At 67.6% G+C, this 14,170-nt stretch carries 16 protein-coding genes; 10 read left to right on the top strand and 6 right to left on the bottom strand.

The features are described 5' to 3' along the window. Positions 1–8 precede the first annotated feature (8 nt). The 5 genes from LPA35_RS22930 to LPA35_RS22910 all read left to right on the top strand — a co-directional run bounded on the left by LPA35_RS22930 (position 9) and on the right by LPA35_RS22910 (position 3,487). A complete protein-coding gene (locus tag LPA35_RS22930; RefSeq protein ID WP_228899187.1) occupies positions 9–674 on the top strand; it encodes a LysE family translocator in 666 nt (221 codons plus the stop codon). Between the two features lie 23 nt (positions 675–697). Then, positions 698–1,735, top strand: coding sequence for an anthranilate phosphoribosyltransferase (trpD, locus tag LPA35_RS22925; protein ID WP_228899179.1), 1,038 nt, complete (start codon positions 698–700; stop codon positions 1,733–1,735). Positions 1,736–1,742: 7 nt separating this feature from the next. Then, positions 1,743–1,907: a hypothetical protein gene (locus LPA35_RS22920; RefSeq protein WP_174240343.1), complete on the top strand. Its 165-nt coding sequence runs from the start codon at positions 1,743–1,745 to the stop codon at positions 1,905–1,907. Then, positions 1,897–2,700 (top strand): indole-3-glycerol phosphate synthase TrpC, encoded by an 804-nt coding sequence (trpC, locus tag LPA35_RS22915; RefSeq protein WP_056065300.1) that lies wholly within the window; start codon positions 1,897–1,899, stop codon positions 2,698–2,700. The genes LPA35_RS22920 and trpC overlap by 11 nt, the downstream gene beginning before the upstream one ends. Positions 2,701–2,770: 70 nt before the next feature. Further along, positions 2,771–3,487, top strand: coding sequence for a uracil-DNA glycosylase (locus LPA35_RS22910; protein ID WP_228899177.1), 717 nt, complete (start codon positions 2,771–2,773; stop codon positions 3,485–3,487). 131 nt (positions 3,488–3,618) lie between these two features. Here the strand turns inward: LPA35_RS22910 and LPA35_RS22905 are convergent, their stop codons facing one another. Further along, positions 3,619–4,530: a LysR substrate-binding domain-containing protein gene (locus LPA35_RS22905; RefSeq protein WP_228899175.1), complete on the bottom strand. Its 912-nt coding sequence runs from the start codon at positions 4,528–4,530 to the stop codon at positions 3,619–3,621. A 152-nt stretch (positions 4,531–4,682) separates the two neighbouring features. Between LPA35_RS22905 and LPA35_RS22900 the strand changes: the two genes are divergently transcribed. After that, positions 4,683–5,666 carry a tripartite tricarboxylate transporter substrate binding protein gene (locus LPA35_RS22900; RefSeq protein WP_228899173.1) on the top strand — a complete coding sequence of 328 codons (984 nt, stop codon included), beginning with the start codon at positions 4,683–4,685 and terminating at the stop codon, positions 5,664–5,666. 164 nt (positions 5,667–5,830) lie between these two features. After that, entirely contained in the window at positions 5,831–7,432 is a 1,602-nt protein-coding gene (locus LPA35_RS22895) for a gamma-glutamyltransferase family protein (RefSeq protein ID WP_228899172.1), read from the top strand. Between the two features lie 29 nt (positions 7,433–7,461). Here the strand turns inward: LPA35_RS22895 and LPA35_RS22890 are convergent, their stop codons facing one another. Next, entirely contained in the window at positions 7,462–8,070 is a 609-nt protein-coding gene (locus LPA35_RS22890) for a hypothetical protein (RefSeq protein ID WP_228899170.1), read from the bottom strand. An 89-nt stretch (positions 8,071–8,159) separates the two neighbouring features. Between LPA35_RS22890 and LPA35_RS22885 the strand changes: the two genes are divergently transcribed. The 3 genes from LPA35_RS22885 to LPA35_RS22875 all read left to right on the top strand — a co-directional run bounded on the left by LPA35_RS22885 (position 8,160) and on the right by LPA35_RS22875 (position 9,753). Then, entirely contained in the window at positions 8,160–8,759 is a 600-nt protein-coding gene (locus tag LPA35_RS22885; protein ID WP_176887320.1) for a DUF2975 domain-containing protein, read from the top strand. A 24-nt stretch (positions 8,760–8,783) separates the two neighbouring features. Beyond that, a complete protein-coding gene (locus tag LPA35_RS22880; RefSeq protein WP_228899169.1) occupies positions 8,784–9,053 on the top strand; it encodes a helix-turn-helix transcriptional regulator in 270 nt (89 codons plus the stop codon). A gap of 85 nt (positions 9,054–9,138) precedes the next feature. After that, a complete protein-coding gene (locus LPA35_RS22875; RefSeq protein ID WP_228899168.1) occupies positions 9,139–9,753 on the top strand; it encodes a hypothetical protein in 615 nt (204 codons plus the stop codon). A gap of 27 nt (positions 9,754–9,780) precedes the next feature. Here the strand turns inward: LPA35_RS22875 and LPA35_RS22870 are convergent, their stop codons facing one another. The 4 genes from LPA35_RS22870 to LPA35_RS22855 all read right to left on the bottom strand — a co-directional run bounded on the left by LPA35_RS22870 (position 9,781) and on the right by LPA35_RS22855 (position 14,160). Continuing rightward, positions 9,781–10,686 carry a DMT family transporter gene (locus tag LPA35_RS22870; RefSeq protein ID WP_228899167.1) on the bottom strand — a complete coding sequence of 302 codons (906 nt, stop codon included), beginning with the start codon at positions 10,684–10,686 and terminating at the stop codon, positions 9,781–9,783. Continuing rightward, the gene (gene queA, locus LPA35_RS22865; protein WP_228899166.1) at positions 10,683–11,828 is read right to left on the bottom strand and encodes a tRNA preQ1(34) S-adenosylmethionine ribosyltransferase-isomerase QueA; all 1,146 of its coding nucleotides are present in this window, start codon (positions 11,826–11,828) and stop codon (positions 10,683–10,685) included. Before queA ends, LPA35_RS22870 begins: the two co-directional genes overlap by 4 nt. A 90-nt stretch (positions 11,829–11,918) precedes the next feature. After that, positions 11,919–12,875: a 1-phosphofructokinase family hexose kinase gene (locus LPA35_RS22860; protein ID WP_228899165.1), complete on the bottom strand. Its 957-nt coding sequence runs from the start codon at positions 12,873–12,875 to the stop codon at positions 11,919–11,921. A gap of 4 nt (positions 12,876–12,879) precedes the next feature. Beyond that, positions 12,880–14,160, bottom strand: coding sequence for an HD-GYP domain-containing protein (locus tag LPA35_RS22855; RefSeq protein WP_055395633.1), 1,281 nt, complete (start codon positions 14,158–14,160; stop codon positions 12,880–12,882). Between the last annotated feature and the right edge of the window lie 10 nt (positions 14,161–14,170).

Here is a 14,170-nt window from a genome sequence, read left to right as displayed (position 1 = left end):
ACACACCCATGCCCGAACTTCATCAACTGCTCATGTTCATCGCGGCCGGCTGGCTGCTCAACCTCACGCCCGGGCCCGATGTGCTCTACATCGTTACCAACGCGCTGCGTTCCGGCACACGCGCTGGCATCGTGGCGGGGCTGGGCATCACGGCCGGGTGTTTTGTGCACATCTTTGCGGCCGCCGTGGGCGTGGGCGCGCTGCTGGCCACGTCGGCCACGGCGTTCACGGTGCTCAAGTGGATCGGCGCGGCCTACCTGATGTGGGTGGGCGTGCGCATGCTGCTGTCCAAGCCCGGTGCTGACGCGGGCAACAGTGCAGCGCTGGCGGCAGCTCAGGCGGCCCCTGCGCCGCACACGCCGCTTCGCAAGGTGTTCCTGGGGGGCTTCTGGACCAATGTGCTCAACCCCAAGGTCGCCATCTTCTTCCTGGCCTTTGTGCCGCAGTTCATCGCGCCGGGCACCGACAACAAGGCGCTGGCCTTTGTGCTGCTGGGCGTGCTGTTCAACGTGAACGCCATCCCCGTCAATGTGGGCTGGGCGCTGGCGGCATCATGGATGGCGCGACGCGCCACGGTGATCCAGCGCGGCATGCACTGGCTGGACCGCGTGGCAGGCGCCATGTTCATCGGCTTCGGACTCAAGCTGGCCTTTACTGATCAACCGGTGGCTTGACCGCCACCCCAGGAGACACCGTCATGCCCATTACCCCCCAGGAAGCGCTGCAGCGCACCATCGAGCACCGCGAAATCTTCCATGACGAAATGCTGCACCTGATGCGGCTCATCATGAATGGCGAGCTGTCGCCCGTCATGACCGCAGCCATCATCACCGGCTTGCGCGTGAAGAAGGAAACCATCGGCGAGATCACCGCCGCTGCCCAGGTGATGCGCGAGTTCAGTACCAAGGTGCACGTCAAGGACGCGACCCATATGGTGGACATCGTAGGCACGGGCGGCGACGGTGCCAACACCTTCAACATCTCCACCTGCTCGATGTTCGTGGCCGCCGCAGCGGGCGCCAAGGTCAGCAAACATGGCGGGCGCGGAGTGTCCAGCAAAAGCGGCAGCGCCGATGTGATGGAGGCCCTGGGCATCCACATCAACCTCAAACCCGAGCAGATCGCCCAGTGCATCGCTGAAGTCGGCATCGGCTTCATGTTCGCGCCCAACCACCACCCCGCCATGAAGAACGTGGCCCCGGTGCGCAAGGAACTGGGCGTGCGCACCATCTTCAACATCCTGGGCCCGCTGACCAACCCGGCCGGTGCGCCCAACATCCTGATGGGCGTGTTCCACCCCGACCTCGTCGGTATCCAGGTGCGCGCGCTGCAGCGCCTGGGCGCCGAGCATGCGCTGGTGGTGTACGGCCGTGATGGCATGGACGAAGTCAGCTTGGGCGCTGCCACTTTGGTGGGTGAGTTGAAAAACGGCCAGATCACCGAGTACGAAATCCACCCTGAGGACTTTGGCCTGCCGATGGCGAGCAATCGCGCGCTCAAGGTTGAGACGCCCGAGCAGTCGCGGGAGATGCTGATCGGCGTGCTCAAGGGCGAGCCTGGTGCCGCACAAGACATCGTCTGCCTGAACGCCGGTGTGGCGCTGTACGCGGCCAATGTGGTCGATTCGGTGCCCGCAGGCTTGGCCAAGGCCCGTGCCGTGATTGCGTCGGGCGCCGCGCTGGCCAAGCTGGAGCAGGTGGTCACGCGCACGCACGCGCTGGCCACGGCGACCTGACACGGCCATGTGGCGCGACCCTGGCACCTGGATTGCACTGGGCATCTCTGCCCTTTTCATCGTGGCCGGGTTCGTGATGCACCGCGTGTTCACCAAAATTCTGAAACAGGGCTCCCCTGAGCCCGACGACACCGAAACCGACAACCCAAAGGCCGCGCACCATGAGCAGTGACATCCTCAACAAAATCGTCGCCGTCAAGCACGAAGAAGTAGCGGCAGCCAAAAAGCGCCTGTCCTTTGAAGCCATGCGCGCCGACGCCGAGAGCCGCGTGCTCACGCGCGACTTTGAAGGCGCGCTGCGCGCCAAGATCGCCAAGGGCCAGGCGGCCGTGATTGCCGAGATCAAGAAGGCCAGCCCCAGCAAGGGGGTGCTGCGCGCCGACTTCGAGCCCGCTGACATTGCCCAGAGCTACATGGAAGGCGATGGCAAGGTGAGCGCGGCCTGCCTGTCGGTACTGACCGACCGGCAGTTCTTTCAGGGCCAGCCCGACTACCTGAAACAAGCCCGCGCCAGCACGTTGCTTCCTGTGCTGCGCAAGGATTTCATGGTGGATGCGTACCAGATCTACGAATCGCGCGCCATGGGCGCCGACGCCATCCTGCTGATTGCGGCCAGCCTGGACGACGCCCAGATGGCCGACTTCGAGGCCATTGCACGCAGCCTGGACATGGCGGTGCTGGTGGAGGTGCATGACCGGCCCGAGCTGGAGCGGGCTCTGAAGCTCAAGACTCCGCTGGTCGGCATCAACAACCGCAACCTGCGCACGTTCGAGGTCACGCTGGACACCACGCTCTCCATGCTCAAGGACGTGCCTGCGGACCGGCTTCTGGTCACCGAGTCGGGCATCTTGAAGCCTGCCGATGTGAAGGCCATGCGCGACGCAGGTGTGCACGCCTTCTTGGTGGGCGAAGCCTTCATGCGGGCGGATGACCCGGGCCTGGCGCTGGCCAAGCTCTTTGGGTGAGAGAGGGTGAAAACTCCTGTTTTAATAGCTGCTTGCGCTTGATGGTAAAGCGCTAGAGCCTGTTTTGACCATGAATTCAACTCCCCAGACCCCGGCCCAACTCCAAAGCGCCAACCCCGCCGACTGGCCCGTGGCGCCCGGCTGGCAGCCGTTGGCGGACGCCTTTTTTGCTGGCGCACGCGGGCAGGCGTTGCTCGCGTTCTTGCAGGCGCGGCTGCAGGCGGGTGCGGCGATCTTTCCGCCCCAGCCGCTGCGGGCGCTGGAGCTGACGCCGCCTGAGGACGTGCGCGTGGTCATCCTGGGGCAGGACCCGTACCACGGCCGGGGCCAGGCCGAGGGGTTGGCGTTTTCGGTGGCGCCGGGCGTGCGCCTGCCGCCCTCGCTGCAGAATATCTTCAAGGAAATGCAGCGCGACCTGGGGGTGGCCTTCCCCCCGTTCCCGAACCCCGGCGGCAGCCTGGTCAAGTGGGCGAAGAACGGTGTGCTGCTGCTCAACACCTGCCTCACGGTGGAAGAGGGCCAGGCCGCCAGCCATGCAGGCAAGGGCTGGGAGGAACTGACCGACACCGTCATCCGCCATGTGGCTGAAGGCCCGCGCCCGGTGGTGTTCATGCTCTGGGGCTCGCACGCCCAGGGAAAGCGCGCGTGGATTCCCTCAGACCGCGGGCACCTGGTGCTCACGTCCAACCACCCCTCGCCCCTGTCGGCACTGCGCCCGCCTGTCCCTTTTATTGGCAACGGGCACTTTGGCAAGGCGCGGGATTTTCGCGCGCAGCACGGTTACTGAGCAGGGTTTGCAGCACCGCCTTCGCGTCACGCGCGGCGGGGTGCCGGTGGATGCCACGGTGCCCGGGGGGGCGGCGATTCGCCTGGGGCTGCCGGGTGATGACCAGCACGCCGGATAACCGACGCCAAGGGCTACCACTGCTGCGGTAGCCGTTCCTTGAGCAGCTCCAGAAACGCTTGCGCCGCCACCGGCAGGCTGCGCCCGGCCAGGGTCTGGATTTCGATGTCGCGCAGGTCCATGCCGGGGTCGCTGATGGGCAGGGCCACGATGGCGCCCTCGGCCACCAGGTGGCGCACGGCGATCTCGCTGGCCACGGACAGGCCGCCGCCCAGCTGTACAAAGTTGACCACCGTCTTGGCGTGGTTGCTGATGAGCACGGCGTCGAGCTGCAGGCCCTGGCGGCTGCAGACGATGTCGATCATCTGGCGCACCGTGGTCTCGGGCGGGGGCAGCGCCAAGGGGTATTCGGCCATCTGCGTCAGGGTCACGCTGCCCGCGCTGGCCAGCGGGTGGCCAGGCGGCAGCAGGGCCAGCACCGGGGCGCTCTGGCGGTAGGCCACGTCGATGTCCTTGTGCGGCGCGCGGCTGAAGCACAGGCCGATGTCGGCCGCGCCGCTGCGCACGGCGTCGGGCACCTGGGCCGTGGGCAGGGCGATCACGCTGAACTGCACCCCGGCATAGGTGCGCTGGAACTCCACGCACAGGCGCGGCACCAGCTCGTTGGCAAACGCGTCGGATGTGGCCAGGCGCACCTGCCCCGCGCGCAGGCCCTGCAGCGCACCGATCTCGCCCAGTGCGCGCTCGGCGTCAAGCACGGTGCGGCGTGCGTGCACGGCCAGGATCTCGCCCGCCGCCGTCAGCACCATGCCGCGCGGGTGACGCTCGAACAGGGGCGTGCCCAGGTGGGCCTCCAGCCCCGCGATCTGGCGGCTCAGCGCCGAGGCGGCCACATGCAGCCGGGCCGAAGCCTCAGTGAGCGATCCACTCTGCGCCACGGCCAGAAAGTAGCGCAGGGTGGTGTCTTGCAGCAGGTGGGGGCGCATGGAGGAAGGGGCGGAGAGGGAGGTGTTCAGTATGCGCCGGTTTGCCGTGGTGGCAAAGCAGCTTGCTGAAATGCTGTTGGTCAAGCAAGGCGCAGCTTCCTAAGATGGTTCCATCCTCTGTTGTGTCCGATTTCTTTGCGGGAGTGCTCTGTATGCGTCTACTTTCCTGGGGCCGTGGTGTCTGGGGCCTGGCCGGCCTGCTGGTGCTGGCATCTGCCGCGCAGGCACAAGCCAATTGGCCGGACCGCCCCGTGCGGGTGATCGTGCCCTTTCCGGCCAGCGGCGCGACCGACCTGGTGGCCCGCGTGGTCACCCAGCGCGTGGCGGCCGACCTGGGCCAGCAACTGGTGGTGGACAACAAGCCCGGCGCGGGCGGCACCCTGGGCACGGCCGAGGCGGCCAAGGCCGCACCCGACGGCTACACCCTGCTGCTGACCACCAGCAGCACACATGCCATCTCGCCCCACCTCATGCCCAAACTGGCTTATGACCCGCGCAAGGACTTCACGCCGGTGGCCCATGTGGCCGACGCACCCAGCGTGCTGCTGGTCACCAACAGCCTGCCGGTCAAGACCGTGGGCGAACTGATTGCCTACGCCAAGGCCCACCCCGGCAAGCTCAACTACGCCACCAGCGGCAACGGCACCATCGTGCACCTGAACACGGCCGCCTTCAGCGCCCAGGCGGGTGCGGAGATGACGCACATCCCCTACAAGGGCACGGCCCTGGCCATCCCTGACCTGATTGCCGGGCAGACGCATGTGCTGTTCGATTCCCTGCCCACCGGCATGCCGCACGCCAAGGCCGGCCGCCTACGCGCACTGGCCGTGACCAGCGAAAAGCGCAGCACCCTGGCGCCCGAGCTGCCCACGCTGGCCGAATCTGGCCTGCCCGGCTATTCGTCGGTGACCTGGTTTGGCGTGTACCTGCCCGCCGGGGCTCCCCCCGCCTTGGTGGACCGCGTGCACAAGGCCTTTGCCAAGGCCGTGCAGGCGCCCGAGGTGGCCGAGAGCCTGGCCAAGCTGGGCGTGGAGCCCGCCGCGCCGCGCACACCCGCGCAGTTTGGTGCCATGGTGCAGGCGGACAGCAACCGCTGGGCGACGGTGATTCGCCAACACAAAATAAGCATTGAATAACCCCCTGAGGCGCTGCGCGCCTTCCCCCCGCTCTCGCACCGCTGCGCGATGCGGGCGAGGGGACGACACCCTCGGTGCGGGGCGGCCCTTCCTCGGTGTCCTTTTCCTCGGACACGCCAGTTTTCATCCGAGCGGGTCCTGGCCCGCCATGGAAGTCCCATCACATGAACCCCCAAGCCCTCGACTGGTCCCTTCCCTACGCCTCCCACCGCAGTGCGGTCATGGGCCGCAATGTGGTTTCCACCTCGCAGCCGCTGGCCGCGCAGGCGGGCCTGCGCATGCTGCTGGCGGGTGGCAACGCGGTGGACGCCGCCATTGCCGCTGCCATGGCGCTCACGGTGGTGGAGCCCACGGGCTGCGGCCTGGGCAGCGACGGGTTTGCCATCGTGTGGGATGGCAAGGAGCTGCACGGCCTCAATGCCTCGGGCCGCTCGCCTGCGGCATGGACGCCTGAATACTTCGAGAAGCTGGGCGGCATCCCCGAGACGGGCTGGAACGCCGTCACCGTGCCGGGTGCCGTGTCGGCCTGGGTGGCGCTCTCCAAGCGCCTGGGCAAGCTGCCGTTTGCACAACTGGCCCAGCCCGCCATCGACTATGCGCGCAACGGCTTCCCGGTGTCGCCCACCATCGCCCGCCTGTGGGCGCTGGGCGCGGCCAAGCTGGGCACGCAGCCCGGGTTTGCCGAGTGCTTCATGCCGAATGGTCGCGTGCCCCAGGTGGGCGAAATCTTCCGCAGCGAAGCCCATGCGCGCACGCTGGAGCTGATTGCCGAGACCGAGGGCGAGGCTTTCTACCGCGGCGTGATCGCCGAGCGCATCGCGGCGCATGCGCAGGCGAATGGCGGTGCCATGACGCTGGCCGACCTGGCCGCGCACCAGGCCGACTGGGTTGGCACCATTCAGCAGCGCTTTGGTGATTCCGTGGTTCATGAAATCCCGCCCAATGGCCAAGGCATTGCCGCGCTGATGGCGCTGGGCATGCTCGATGCCCACGGTGTGGGCACGCACCCGCTGGACAGCGTGGAGACCGTGCACGCCAGCATCGAGGCCATGAAACTCGCGTTTGCCGACCTGCACCAGTACAACGCCGACATCGACGCCATGCACGTCAAGCCCGATGCGCTGCTGAACCCCGACTACCTGCGCGGCCGCGCCGCGCTGATCGACACCACGCGCGCTGGCGACCCTGGCTACGGCGCCCCGCGCCCCGGTGGCACGGTGTACCTGGCGGCGGCCGACGCGTCCGGCATGATGGTCTCTTTCATCCAGTCCAACTACATGGGCTTTGGCTCGGGCGTGGTGGTGCCGGGCACGGGCATCAGCCTGCAGAACCGGGGCCACGGCTTCAACCTGATCCCGGGCCACGCCAACCAGGTGGCGCCGCGCAAGCGCCCCTCGCACACCATCATCCCGGCCTTTGCCATGCATGCCGACGGCACGCCCCAGATGGCGTTTGGCGTGATGGGCGGGCCGATGCAGAGCCAGGGCCACACCCAGATGGCACTGCGCGTGCTGCGCTACGGCCAGAACCCGCAGGCGGCGGCTGATGCGCCCCGCTGGCGCGTGACGGGCGGCAAGGGTGTGGCCGTGGAGCCAGGCTTTGACCCTGCCGTGGTCGCCGCGCTGCGCGCGCGCGGGCACGAAGTGACGGTGGAAGAGGGCAACGGCGTGTTCGCCTTTGGCGGCGCCCAGCTGGTGCTCAAGAACGGCAACAGCTACATCGCAGGCTCCGACCCGCGCAAGGACGGGCACGCGGTAGCGTTCTGACGGCCTTGCGCGCAGCGCACTGAGGCGGCTCAGCGCGTTGTGCAGGCCGGAAACCGCTTGGCGAGCTCGTGCGCTGGCATCGTCTCCGCAAGGTCGAGGTTGCGCACCAGCGGGATGTATTCCCCTGTGTCGGTGAATCGCAAGAGGGTGGTCACGACGCGGCTGCCGGAGCCGCCTTGTTGACAGCCCGACAGTTCCAGCCCCAGGCCCAACTGACGGGAACCATCGTCCGTGCCTTTCCAGCCCATGGCCCGCTCTCGCAGAGCCTGCAGGCGCGGCAGGGCGGCTGGGTCGATCCGCCAGACCTGCACATGGGTCCGGGACGTTTCATATTCCGCGAGCACGCTGCGATCGGCCGTGCTGCGCAGCTCCTGAAGGGGCAATTTTTCTTCCAGGCGCTCGGTGGCGATGGCTCCCCCGGGCTTGCGCAGCGTGCGCGAAACGCTCACTGTGAGCTCCAGTGCGTTGCCTTGAAGCTGCAGGCCCGGGCTGTGTACCACGGCGGCGCGCAGCGCGGCGGGGTCCAGCGTCTCCAGTTGGAGCTGCCGCAGCTTCCACAGTGATGACACCGGCACACTGCCACAGGCCGACAGCAGCACCAGGGCCAAAAGACACGATAAAGCACGGAGAAAAGCCAAAGGGCGCAGGGGCGTGAGGAAACAATGCACGGTGATAAATTTCTGTTTTACGGTATATTATTATTGTTTTGCAGAAAAATTTACCAACCATGACGCAACATTCACCCCCATCGGTATCTTCTGTTCACAGCCCCTCGTTTCGCCGCCTGGCCTGGGGCCTTCTGGCGGCCAGCTGGGCGTGTGCCCTGGTATCTCTGGTGTTGTCGATGGCGCGCTGGGCGGCCATCGGGCATGAAACGGGTTGGGGTGGCTGGATGCCGCTTTCGGTGGTGCCCTCGCAGGCCTTGTTGGTCGGCCTCACACCGCCGCCCTCCATGGAGACCCATTGGCGCTGGGTGGGCGTGGCGCTGGAGTGCATTCCCGCTGCGGCCATGCTGTATGCGGTGCTGTGCGTGCATCGCATCTGCCGGTCCTTTCTGGCCGGGGCCGTGTTCGGGCCGGCGGTGGTGCATGGGTTCCGTGGCGTGGGCTGGGGCTTTTTGGCGATGTTCGTGACTTCACTCGTCTACCAGGCGGGGGTGACGGCGCTGCTGTCCTGGCTGGCTTCCGGCCAGCAGAACGGCCTGGTGGCGCTGGGCGTGGGACCGTTTGAAATGAGCGTATTGGTCGTGGGACTGATGATGTTGCTCCTGGGGCACGTGCTGGCCGAGGGCCACCGCCTGCAAGCCGAAGCGGATGCGTTTGTTTAGCAACTCGCCAGCGAAGGAATTCCCATGGCGATTGTCGTGACCCTGGATGAAATGCTCGCGCGCCGCAAGGTCAAGTCGCGCGATCTGGCGGCCCATGTGGGCATCACCGAGGCCAACCTGTCCCTGCTCAAGAGCGGAAAGGTCAAGGGCGTGCGTTTCGAGACCCTGTCCGCCATCTGCAGTTATCTGCAGTGCCAGCCGGCAGACCTGCTGGCCTGGGTGCCCGATGCGGAGTCGGAGGAGGGCGAGGCGCCTTCGCGTGGCGGGGTTGGTGGCTTGGCCCAGGGCGACTAGGGCAGTGCGAGGCACGCGCGGCTCCGGCCCGCGACTGGCCTGGGCAGTAGCTGGGGCGCTGTTGCTGCATGGGTTGGTTCTGGCGATGCTGAGCAGAAGCGATGGTGCTCTGCGGACTTCGCCCGAGCGCAGCGATGCACCTGCCATGGTATGGGTGACGCTGGCGCCGCTGCCCACGTCCACGGCACCCAGCGAGCCGTTGCCAGCTGCCATGCCCCAGCCTGCCGCTCCAACCCGGAGCGCCACACCCGTTGCCAGCGGGCAGGGCCCAAAGCAGGCCGTTACCCGCAGCGGGCGGCCGATTGCTGTGGAGTCTGCTGCGCCCGATGGCGGCGTAGAGGGCTTGACCGCCGCCCTGCCGGTTGCGCCCGCGCCGCAGGCGCCGGCATCCGGGCCGGGTGATGCCCCACGGGCTGCTCCCAGCATGGACGATGTGGCATGGGCGCTCCAGCGCGAGCGGGCCTGGCAACGCCGGCAAGGCGCACAGCAACCACAGCCGCCGCATCAGCGCTGGGAAGTCGCTCCAGCGGGTGCCTTGGGATCTGGCATTGCCGAGCGCGACCTGCGCGGCGCAGAGGGCCGGCGCATGGTTCAGGCTGCGGGTCCCTGGGGCACCTACTGTGTGGAGTTGCCTTCGGCCAACCAGCCTCCGGCCATGGGGGCCGCGCCCCGCGTTGCGCCAACCAGCACCTGCCGCTGAATGCTGGGGCGGCGCTGGGCAGCGCCGTCAGCGCGTTTCCCGCACGGTCAGCCAGGTGCTGGCCGCGCCGCTGAGCACGATCGCGGCGATCCCGGCCATCGACCAGCTATCGGGCACATGGCGGTACACCAGCCAGCCCGCCAGCATGGCAAACCCGATTTGCGAATACAGGAACGGCGCGATCGTCACCGGCGTGGTGCGCGCATAGGCATGGAGCAGCAGCATGTGGCCCACCGCGCTCGACAGGCCCATGGTGAACATGCCCGCCCATAGCCACGGGTCTCTCACCGGCTGCCAGAAGAACGGCACGCCCAGCGACACCAGCGCGGTGGCGATCCAGCTGGTGTAGAGCTGCGTGGTGGCGGGGCTCTCCTGGCCTGCCATCTTGCTGCTCAACACCTGGTAGCCCGTGCCCGCAGCCAGCATGCACAGCGGCCACAGCAGCGCCCAGGTGAAGGCCTCGCCACCGGGCCGGATGATGGCCAGCGTACCCGCCAGGCCGGTGACCACCAGCAGCCAGCGCACCGCGCTCACGGGCTGGTGCAGCCACAGGGCCGCCACCACCGTCACACACAGTGGCACGGTGGCCACGATGGCCGTGAACTCCGCCAGTGGCAGGGCCGTGAGGCTGATGAAGCCGAACAGGCTGGTCATGGCAAACAGCGCACCGCGCAAGGCCTGGAAGCGGGGCTGTGTGGTGCGCAGGGCAGGGCGCCCCGCCCGTTGCAGCACGAAGGCCGTGGTCAGCAGCGACTGGAACACATAGCGCATCCACAGCGCCATGACGATGGGTACGCCCGCGCTGACCAACTTGCTTGCGGTGTCCAGCAGCGCAAAGAACGCGCAGGCCGTGACGGCAAGCGCGATGCCCGCCAGCTCCGCACGCCGGCGGGCTGCGGGGCTGGTCGACGTCGCAGGGCCTGAGGAACTCACGGCGTGCTGCGTGCACGCTCCAGCAGCATCGCGTCGCCGTAGCTGAAGAAGCGGTACTGCTGCGCAATGGCGTGCCGGTACAGGCCCATGATGTGGGCGTAGCCCGCAAAGGCGCTCACCAGCATCATCAGCGTGCTTTTGGGCAGGTGGAAGTTGGTGATCAGCACATCCACCACCTGGAATGCAAAGCCCGGTGTGATGAAGATGTTGGTGTCGCCAGAGGCTTGGCCCGTCTTCGCCCAGGATTCGAGTGTGCGCACGGTGGTGGTGCCCACGGCCACCACACGGCCGCCGCGCTGGCGGCAGCGCTCCAGCGCGGCCAGCGTGGCCAGGGGCACCTCGTACCACTCGCTGTGCATCTGGTGCTCGGCCAGGTTTTCGGTCTTGCAAGGCTGGAAGGTGCCTGCGCCCACGTGCAACGTGACGCTGGCGCGCTCGATGCCGCGTGCGGCCATGTCGGCCAGCACGCCTTCGTCAAAGTGCAGCGCGGCCGTGGGCGCGGCCACGGCGCCGGGGTTGCGCGCGAACACGGTCTGGTAGCGCTGGCTGTCCTCGGCCTCGTCCGGGTCATGGGCGGTGTTTTGCTGGCGCTCGATGTAGGGCGGCAGCGGCAGGTGGCCGTGGCGGTCCATCAGCTCCCAGGGCGACTCGCCTGCGGGGCCGTGCAACGCAAAGCGGAACAGCGGGCCGTCCTCGGTGGGCCAGCGGCCCAGCAGCTGCGCGTCAAAGCCGCCCGCCTTGCGGCCACCGGCCATGTGCACCACGCTGCCGGGCAGGGGCTTCTTGCTGACCTTCATGTGGGCCACGACTTCGTTACCCGGGTTGCCAGCCTCGGCGGGCAGCACGCGTTCGATCAGCAGCTCCAGCTTGCCGCCGCTGGCCTTCTCGCCAAAGATGCGTGCCTTGACCACGCGCGTGTCGTTGAAGACGAGCAGGTCGCCCTCGCGCAGCAGGCCGGGCAGCTCGCGAAAGATGCGGTCCACCGGCTGCATGGCGCGGCCGTCCAGCAGGCGCGAGGCGCTGCGTTCGGGCGCGGGGTGCTGGGCAATGAGTTCGGGGGGCAGCGAGAAGTCGAAGTCGCTGAGGGTGAACACACGGGGTGTTGTGAGGGCGCTGGCTGCGCCGCTGGAGAGATCAGTCATCGTGCTTGAGGGCCGAACGGGCCCGTGCCAAGGTAAAAATTGCGGAAGGCGCGATTGTCACACGCGGGTGCGGGCGCTGCAGGCGCGGTGCTATGGCTGGGGGGTGAACGCCATCGGCGCGGGCACACTGCGCACCAGCCGCCGCACGTCATCCGCCTGTGCGAGCGTGGTGCCAGGGTGCAGCAGCGCGGCCGCTCCGGCCGCCACGCCCCAGCGCAGGGCCTCGGCCGGCGCATCGCCCCGGTCCAGCGCCCAGACCAGGGTCGCCAGAAAACAGTCGCCCGCGCCCGTGGTGCCGGAGGTGGCGGGTACGTTGAGGGCTGGCGCTTGCCACACGCCCTCGCGCGTGGCCAGTACCGCGCCTTGTTCGCCCACTGACAACGCCACGATCTCGGCGGTGCCGCTGCGAACCAGCGATTGGGCGGCAGTGCACCAGTCGGCCGCCTGTTCCAGGGGCTGTTGCAACAGGTCGCGCAGCTCGCGCAGGCTGGGCTTGACCAGCGCCACCCCGGCCTGCAAGGCCGCCCCCAGCGGTGGGCCCGAGGTGTCGACGGCCACCCGCACACCCAGGCCGGATACGGCACGTGTCAGCTGGGCGTAGAAGTCGTCCGGCGTGCCAGGCGGCAGGCTGCCGCTGGCAATCAGCCAGCGGGGTGGTGGGGTGTGGGTAGCCAGCGCATCCAGGCAGGCTTGCCACTCGGCGGGTTGCAGCGTGGGGCCGGGCAGCACAAAACGAAACTCCTGGCTTGTGGTGGTCTCGACCACCGAGAAGTTCTCGCGCGTATCGCCCGAAATTGGTTGCAGCAGCGTGGGCACGCCCTCCGCGGCCAGCAACTGCCGCACCTGTGTGCCCGCCGCACCGCCCGCCAGCGCCCAGGCGCACACGTCTGCGCCCAGGCGGTGCAACACGCGCGCCACGTTGATGCCGCCGCCACCCGCAAAGCGCTGCACCGGGCCGCAGCGCAGCTTGTGGGTGGGTGCAACGTGGTCGGTGGTGGTGGCCAGGTCGAGGGCGGGGTTCAACGTGAGGGTGATCAGTGCGGGCATCGGGCTACCAGACCTTTTCGGCAAAGCCTGACCATAGCTCGTTCAGGTCCGGAAAGCGCCACTTGTCGGGGTCTTCGCGCGCCACGATCTTCTCGGTGCAGCCCGGGGCAGACAGGTCCACCATTTCGGGGGGGATGCGCAGGTCGGACTTGGTCGAGAAGAACACCTTGACCATGGGGGCGGTGAGTGCGGCGGCCGATTGCTCGGTGACCACGCCGATGCGGCCCGAGGTCAGGCGCACGAGCGAGCCCACAGGGTAGATGCCGATACTTTTGACAAAGGCCTGGAAGATGCGGGCGTCGAAATGGTCCTTGGTCCACTCGGCCATGCGGCGCAGTGACTCGGCGGGGTCCCATCCACGCTTGTAGGGCCGGTCGGAGGTGATGGCGTCGTACACGTCGCAAATGGCCGTCATGCGCGCGATCACGCTGATGCCTTCGCCCTGCAGCTTGTCGGGGTAGCCGGAGCCATCGACTTTTTCATGGTGGTGCAGACAGGCGTCCAGCACGGCGTCGGGCACGTTGCCGCCCTCCTTGAGCATGTGGTAGCCCTCCACCGGGTGGCTGCGCACCACGGTGAATTCCTGGTCAGTGAGCTTGCCGGGCTTGTTGAGCACGGCCAGCGGGATGGCCGCCTTGCCCAGGTCGTGCAGCAGGCCTGCCATGCCCGCCAGCCGCTGCTGGTCGTCCTTGAGCTTGAGCTGCTTGGCCAGGGCCACCATCAGCGCGCACACCGCCACCGAGTGCATGTAGGTGTAGTCGTCGGCCGTTTTCAGGCGCGCCAGGCTGATGAGCGCGCCGGGGTTGCGGGTGACGGAATCCGAAATTTCTTCCACCAGGCTCTGTGCACTCGCCGAGTCCACCGCGCGGCCCATGCGGGCCTCGTTGAACATCGAGACCACGGCTTCTTTGGATTTCACGCAGATGGCAGCGGCCATCTTGAGTTCGCTGTGCATGTCCGCAGGATTGCGGTTGCGCTTGGGCGGCGGTGGTGGCGATGGCAGCGTGACTTTGATGGGCGGCAGGTCCTCAAGGCGGCTGAAGTCGGTGTCAATCTGCGCGTCGGCCTCCTCGCGCGACACCGACGCGGTGCCCGCCGCCACGTCCAGCCCCTTGTCGGTGTCAATCCAGATTTCCTGGATGGCAGTGGCTTGTATCCGGGCCAGGTCCCCGGGGTCTTTGAGCAAGAACTTGGCCCGCCAGAACGGGTGGTCCATCCACGACCCGCAGAACTCGTGCAGATACATGCCCAGGGTGAGATGCTGAATGTGAATGCGCTTGAGCATGGTAGGGGAC

The sequence above is a fragment of the Acidovorax sp. Leaf73 genome (assembly GCF_916855635.1).
Taxonomy (GTDB): Bacteria; Pseudomonadota; Gammaproteobacteria; order Burkholderiales; family Burkholderiaceae_C; genus Acidovorax; species Acidovorax facilis.
Note: the sequence above shows the minus strand (reverse complement) of the source record. Positions and strands in the feature narration are given on the sequence as shown.

What these genes read in the sequence shown, in the direction of transcription:
- LPA35_RS22900 (WP_228899173.1), top strand. Translation starts at nt 4,683, where the DNA reads ATGCGTCTACTTTCCTGGGGCCGTGGTGTCTGGGGCCTGGCCGGCCTG.
- LPA35_RS22880 (WP_228899169.1), top strand. Translation starts at nt 8,784, where the DNA reads ATGGCGATTGTCGTGACCCTGGATGAAATGCTCGCGCGCCGCAAGGTC.
- trpC (WP_056065300.1), top strand. Translation starts at nt 1,897, where the DNA reads ATGAGCAGTGACATCCTCAACAAAATCGTCGCCGTCAAGCACGAAGAA.
- LPA35_RS22920 (WP_174240343.1), top strand. Translation starts at nt 1,743, where the DNA reads ATGTGGCGCGACCCTGGCACCTGGATTGCACTGGGCATCTCTGCCCTT.
- LPA35_RS22930 (WP_228899187.1), top strand. Translation starts at nt 9, where the DNA reads ATGCCCGAACTTCATCAACTGCTCATGTTCATCGCGGCCGGCTGGCTG.
- trpD (WP_228899179.1), top strand. Translation starts at nt 698, where the DNA reads ATGCCCATTACCCCCCAGGAAGCGCTGCAGCGCACCATCGAGCACCGC.
- LPA35_RS22895 (WP_228899172.1), top strand. Translation starts at nt 5,831, where the DNA reads ATGAACCCCCAAGCCCTCGACTGGTCCCTTCCCTACGCCTCCCACCGC.
- queA (WP_228899166.1), bottom strand. Translation starts at nt 11,828, where the DNA reads ATGACTGATCTCTCCAGCGGCGCAGCCAGCGCCCTCACAACACCCCGT.
- LPA35_RS22910 (WP_228899177.1), top strand. Translation starts at nt 2,771, where the DNA reads ATGAATTCAACTCCCCAGACCCCGGCCCAACTCCAAAGCGCCAACCCC.
- LPA35_RS22855 (WP_055395633.1), bottom strand. Translation starts at nt 14,160, where the DNA reads ATGCTCAAGCGCATTCACATTCAGCATCTCACCCTGGGCATGTATCTG.
- LPA35_RS22885 (WP_176887320.1), top strand. Translation starts at nt 8,160, where the DNA reads ATGACGCAACATTCACCCCCATCGGTATCTTCTGTTCACAGCCCCTCG.
- LPA35_RS22905 (WP_228899175.1), bottom strand. Translation starts at nt 4,530, where the DNA reads ATGCGCCCCCACCTGCTGCAAGACACCACCCTGCGCTACTTTCTGGCC.
- LPA35_RS22860 (WP_228899165.1), bottom strand. Translation starts at nt 12,875, where the DNA reads ATGCCCGCACTGATCACCCTCACGTTGAACCCCGCCCTCGACCTGGCC.
- LPA35_RS22875 (WP_228899168.1), top strand. Translation starts at nt 9,139, where the DNA reads ATGCTGAGCAGAAGCGATGGTGCTCTGCGGACTTCGCCCGAGCGCAGC.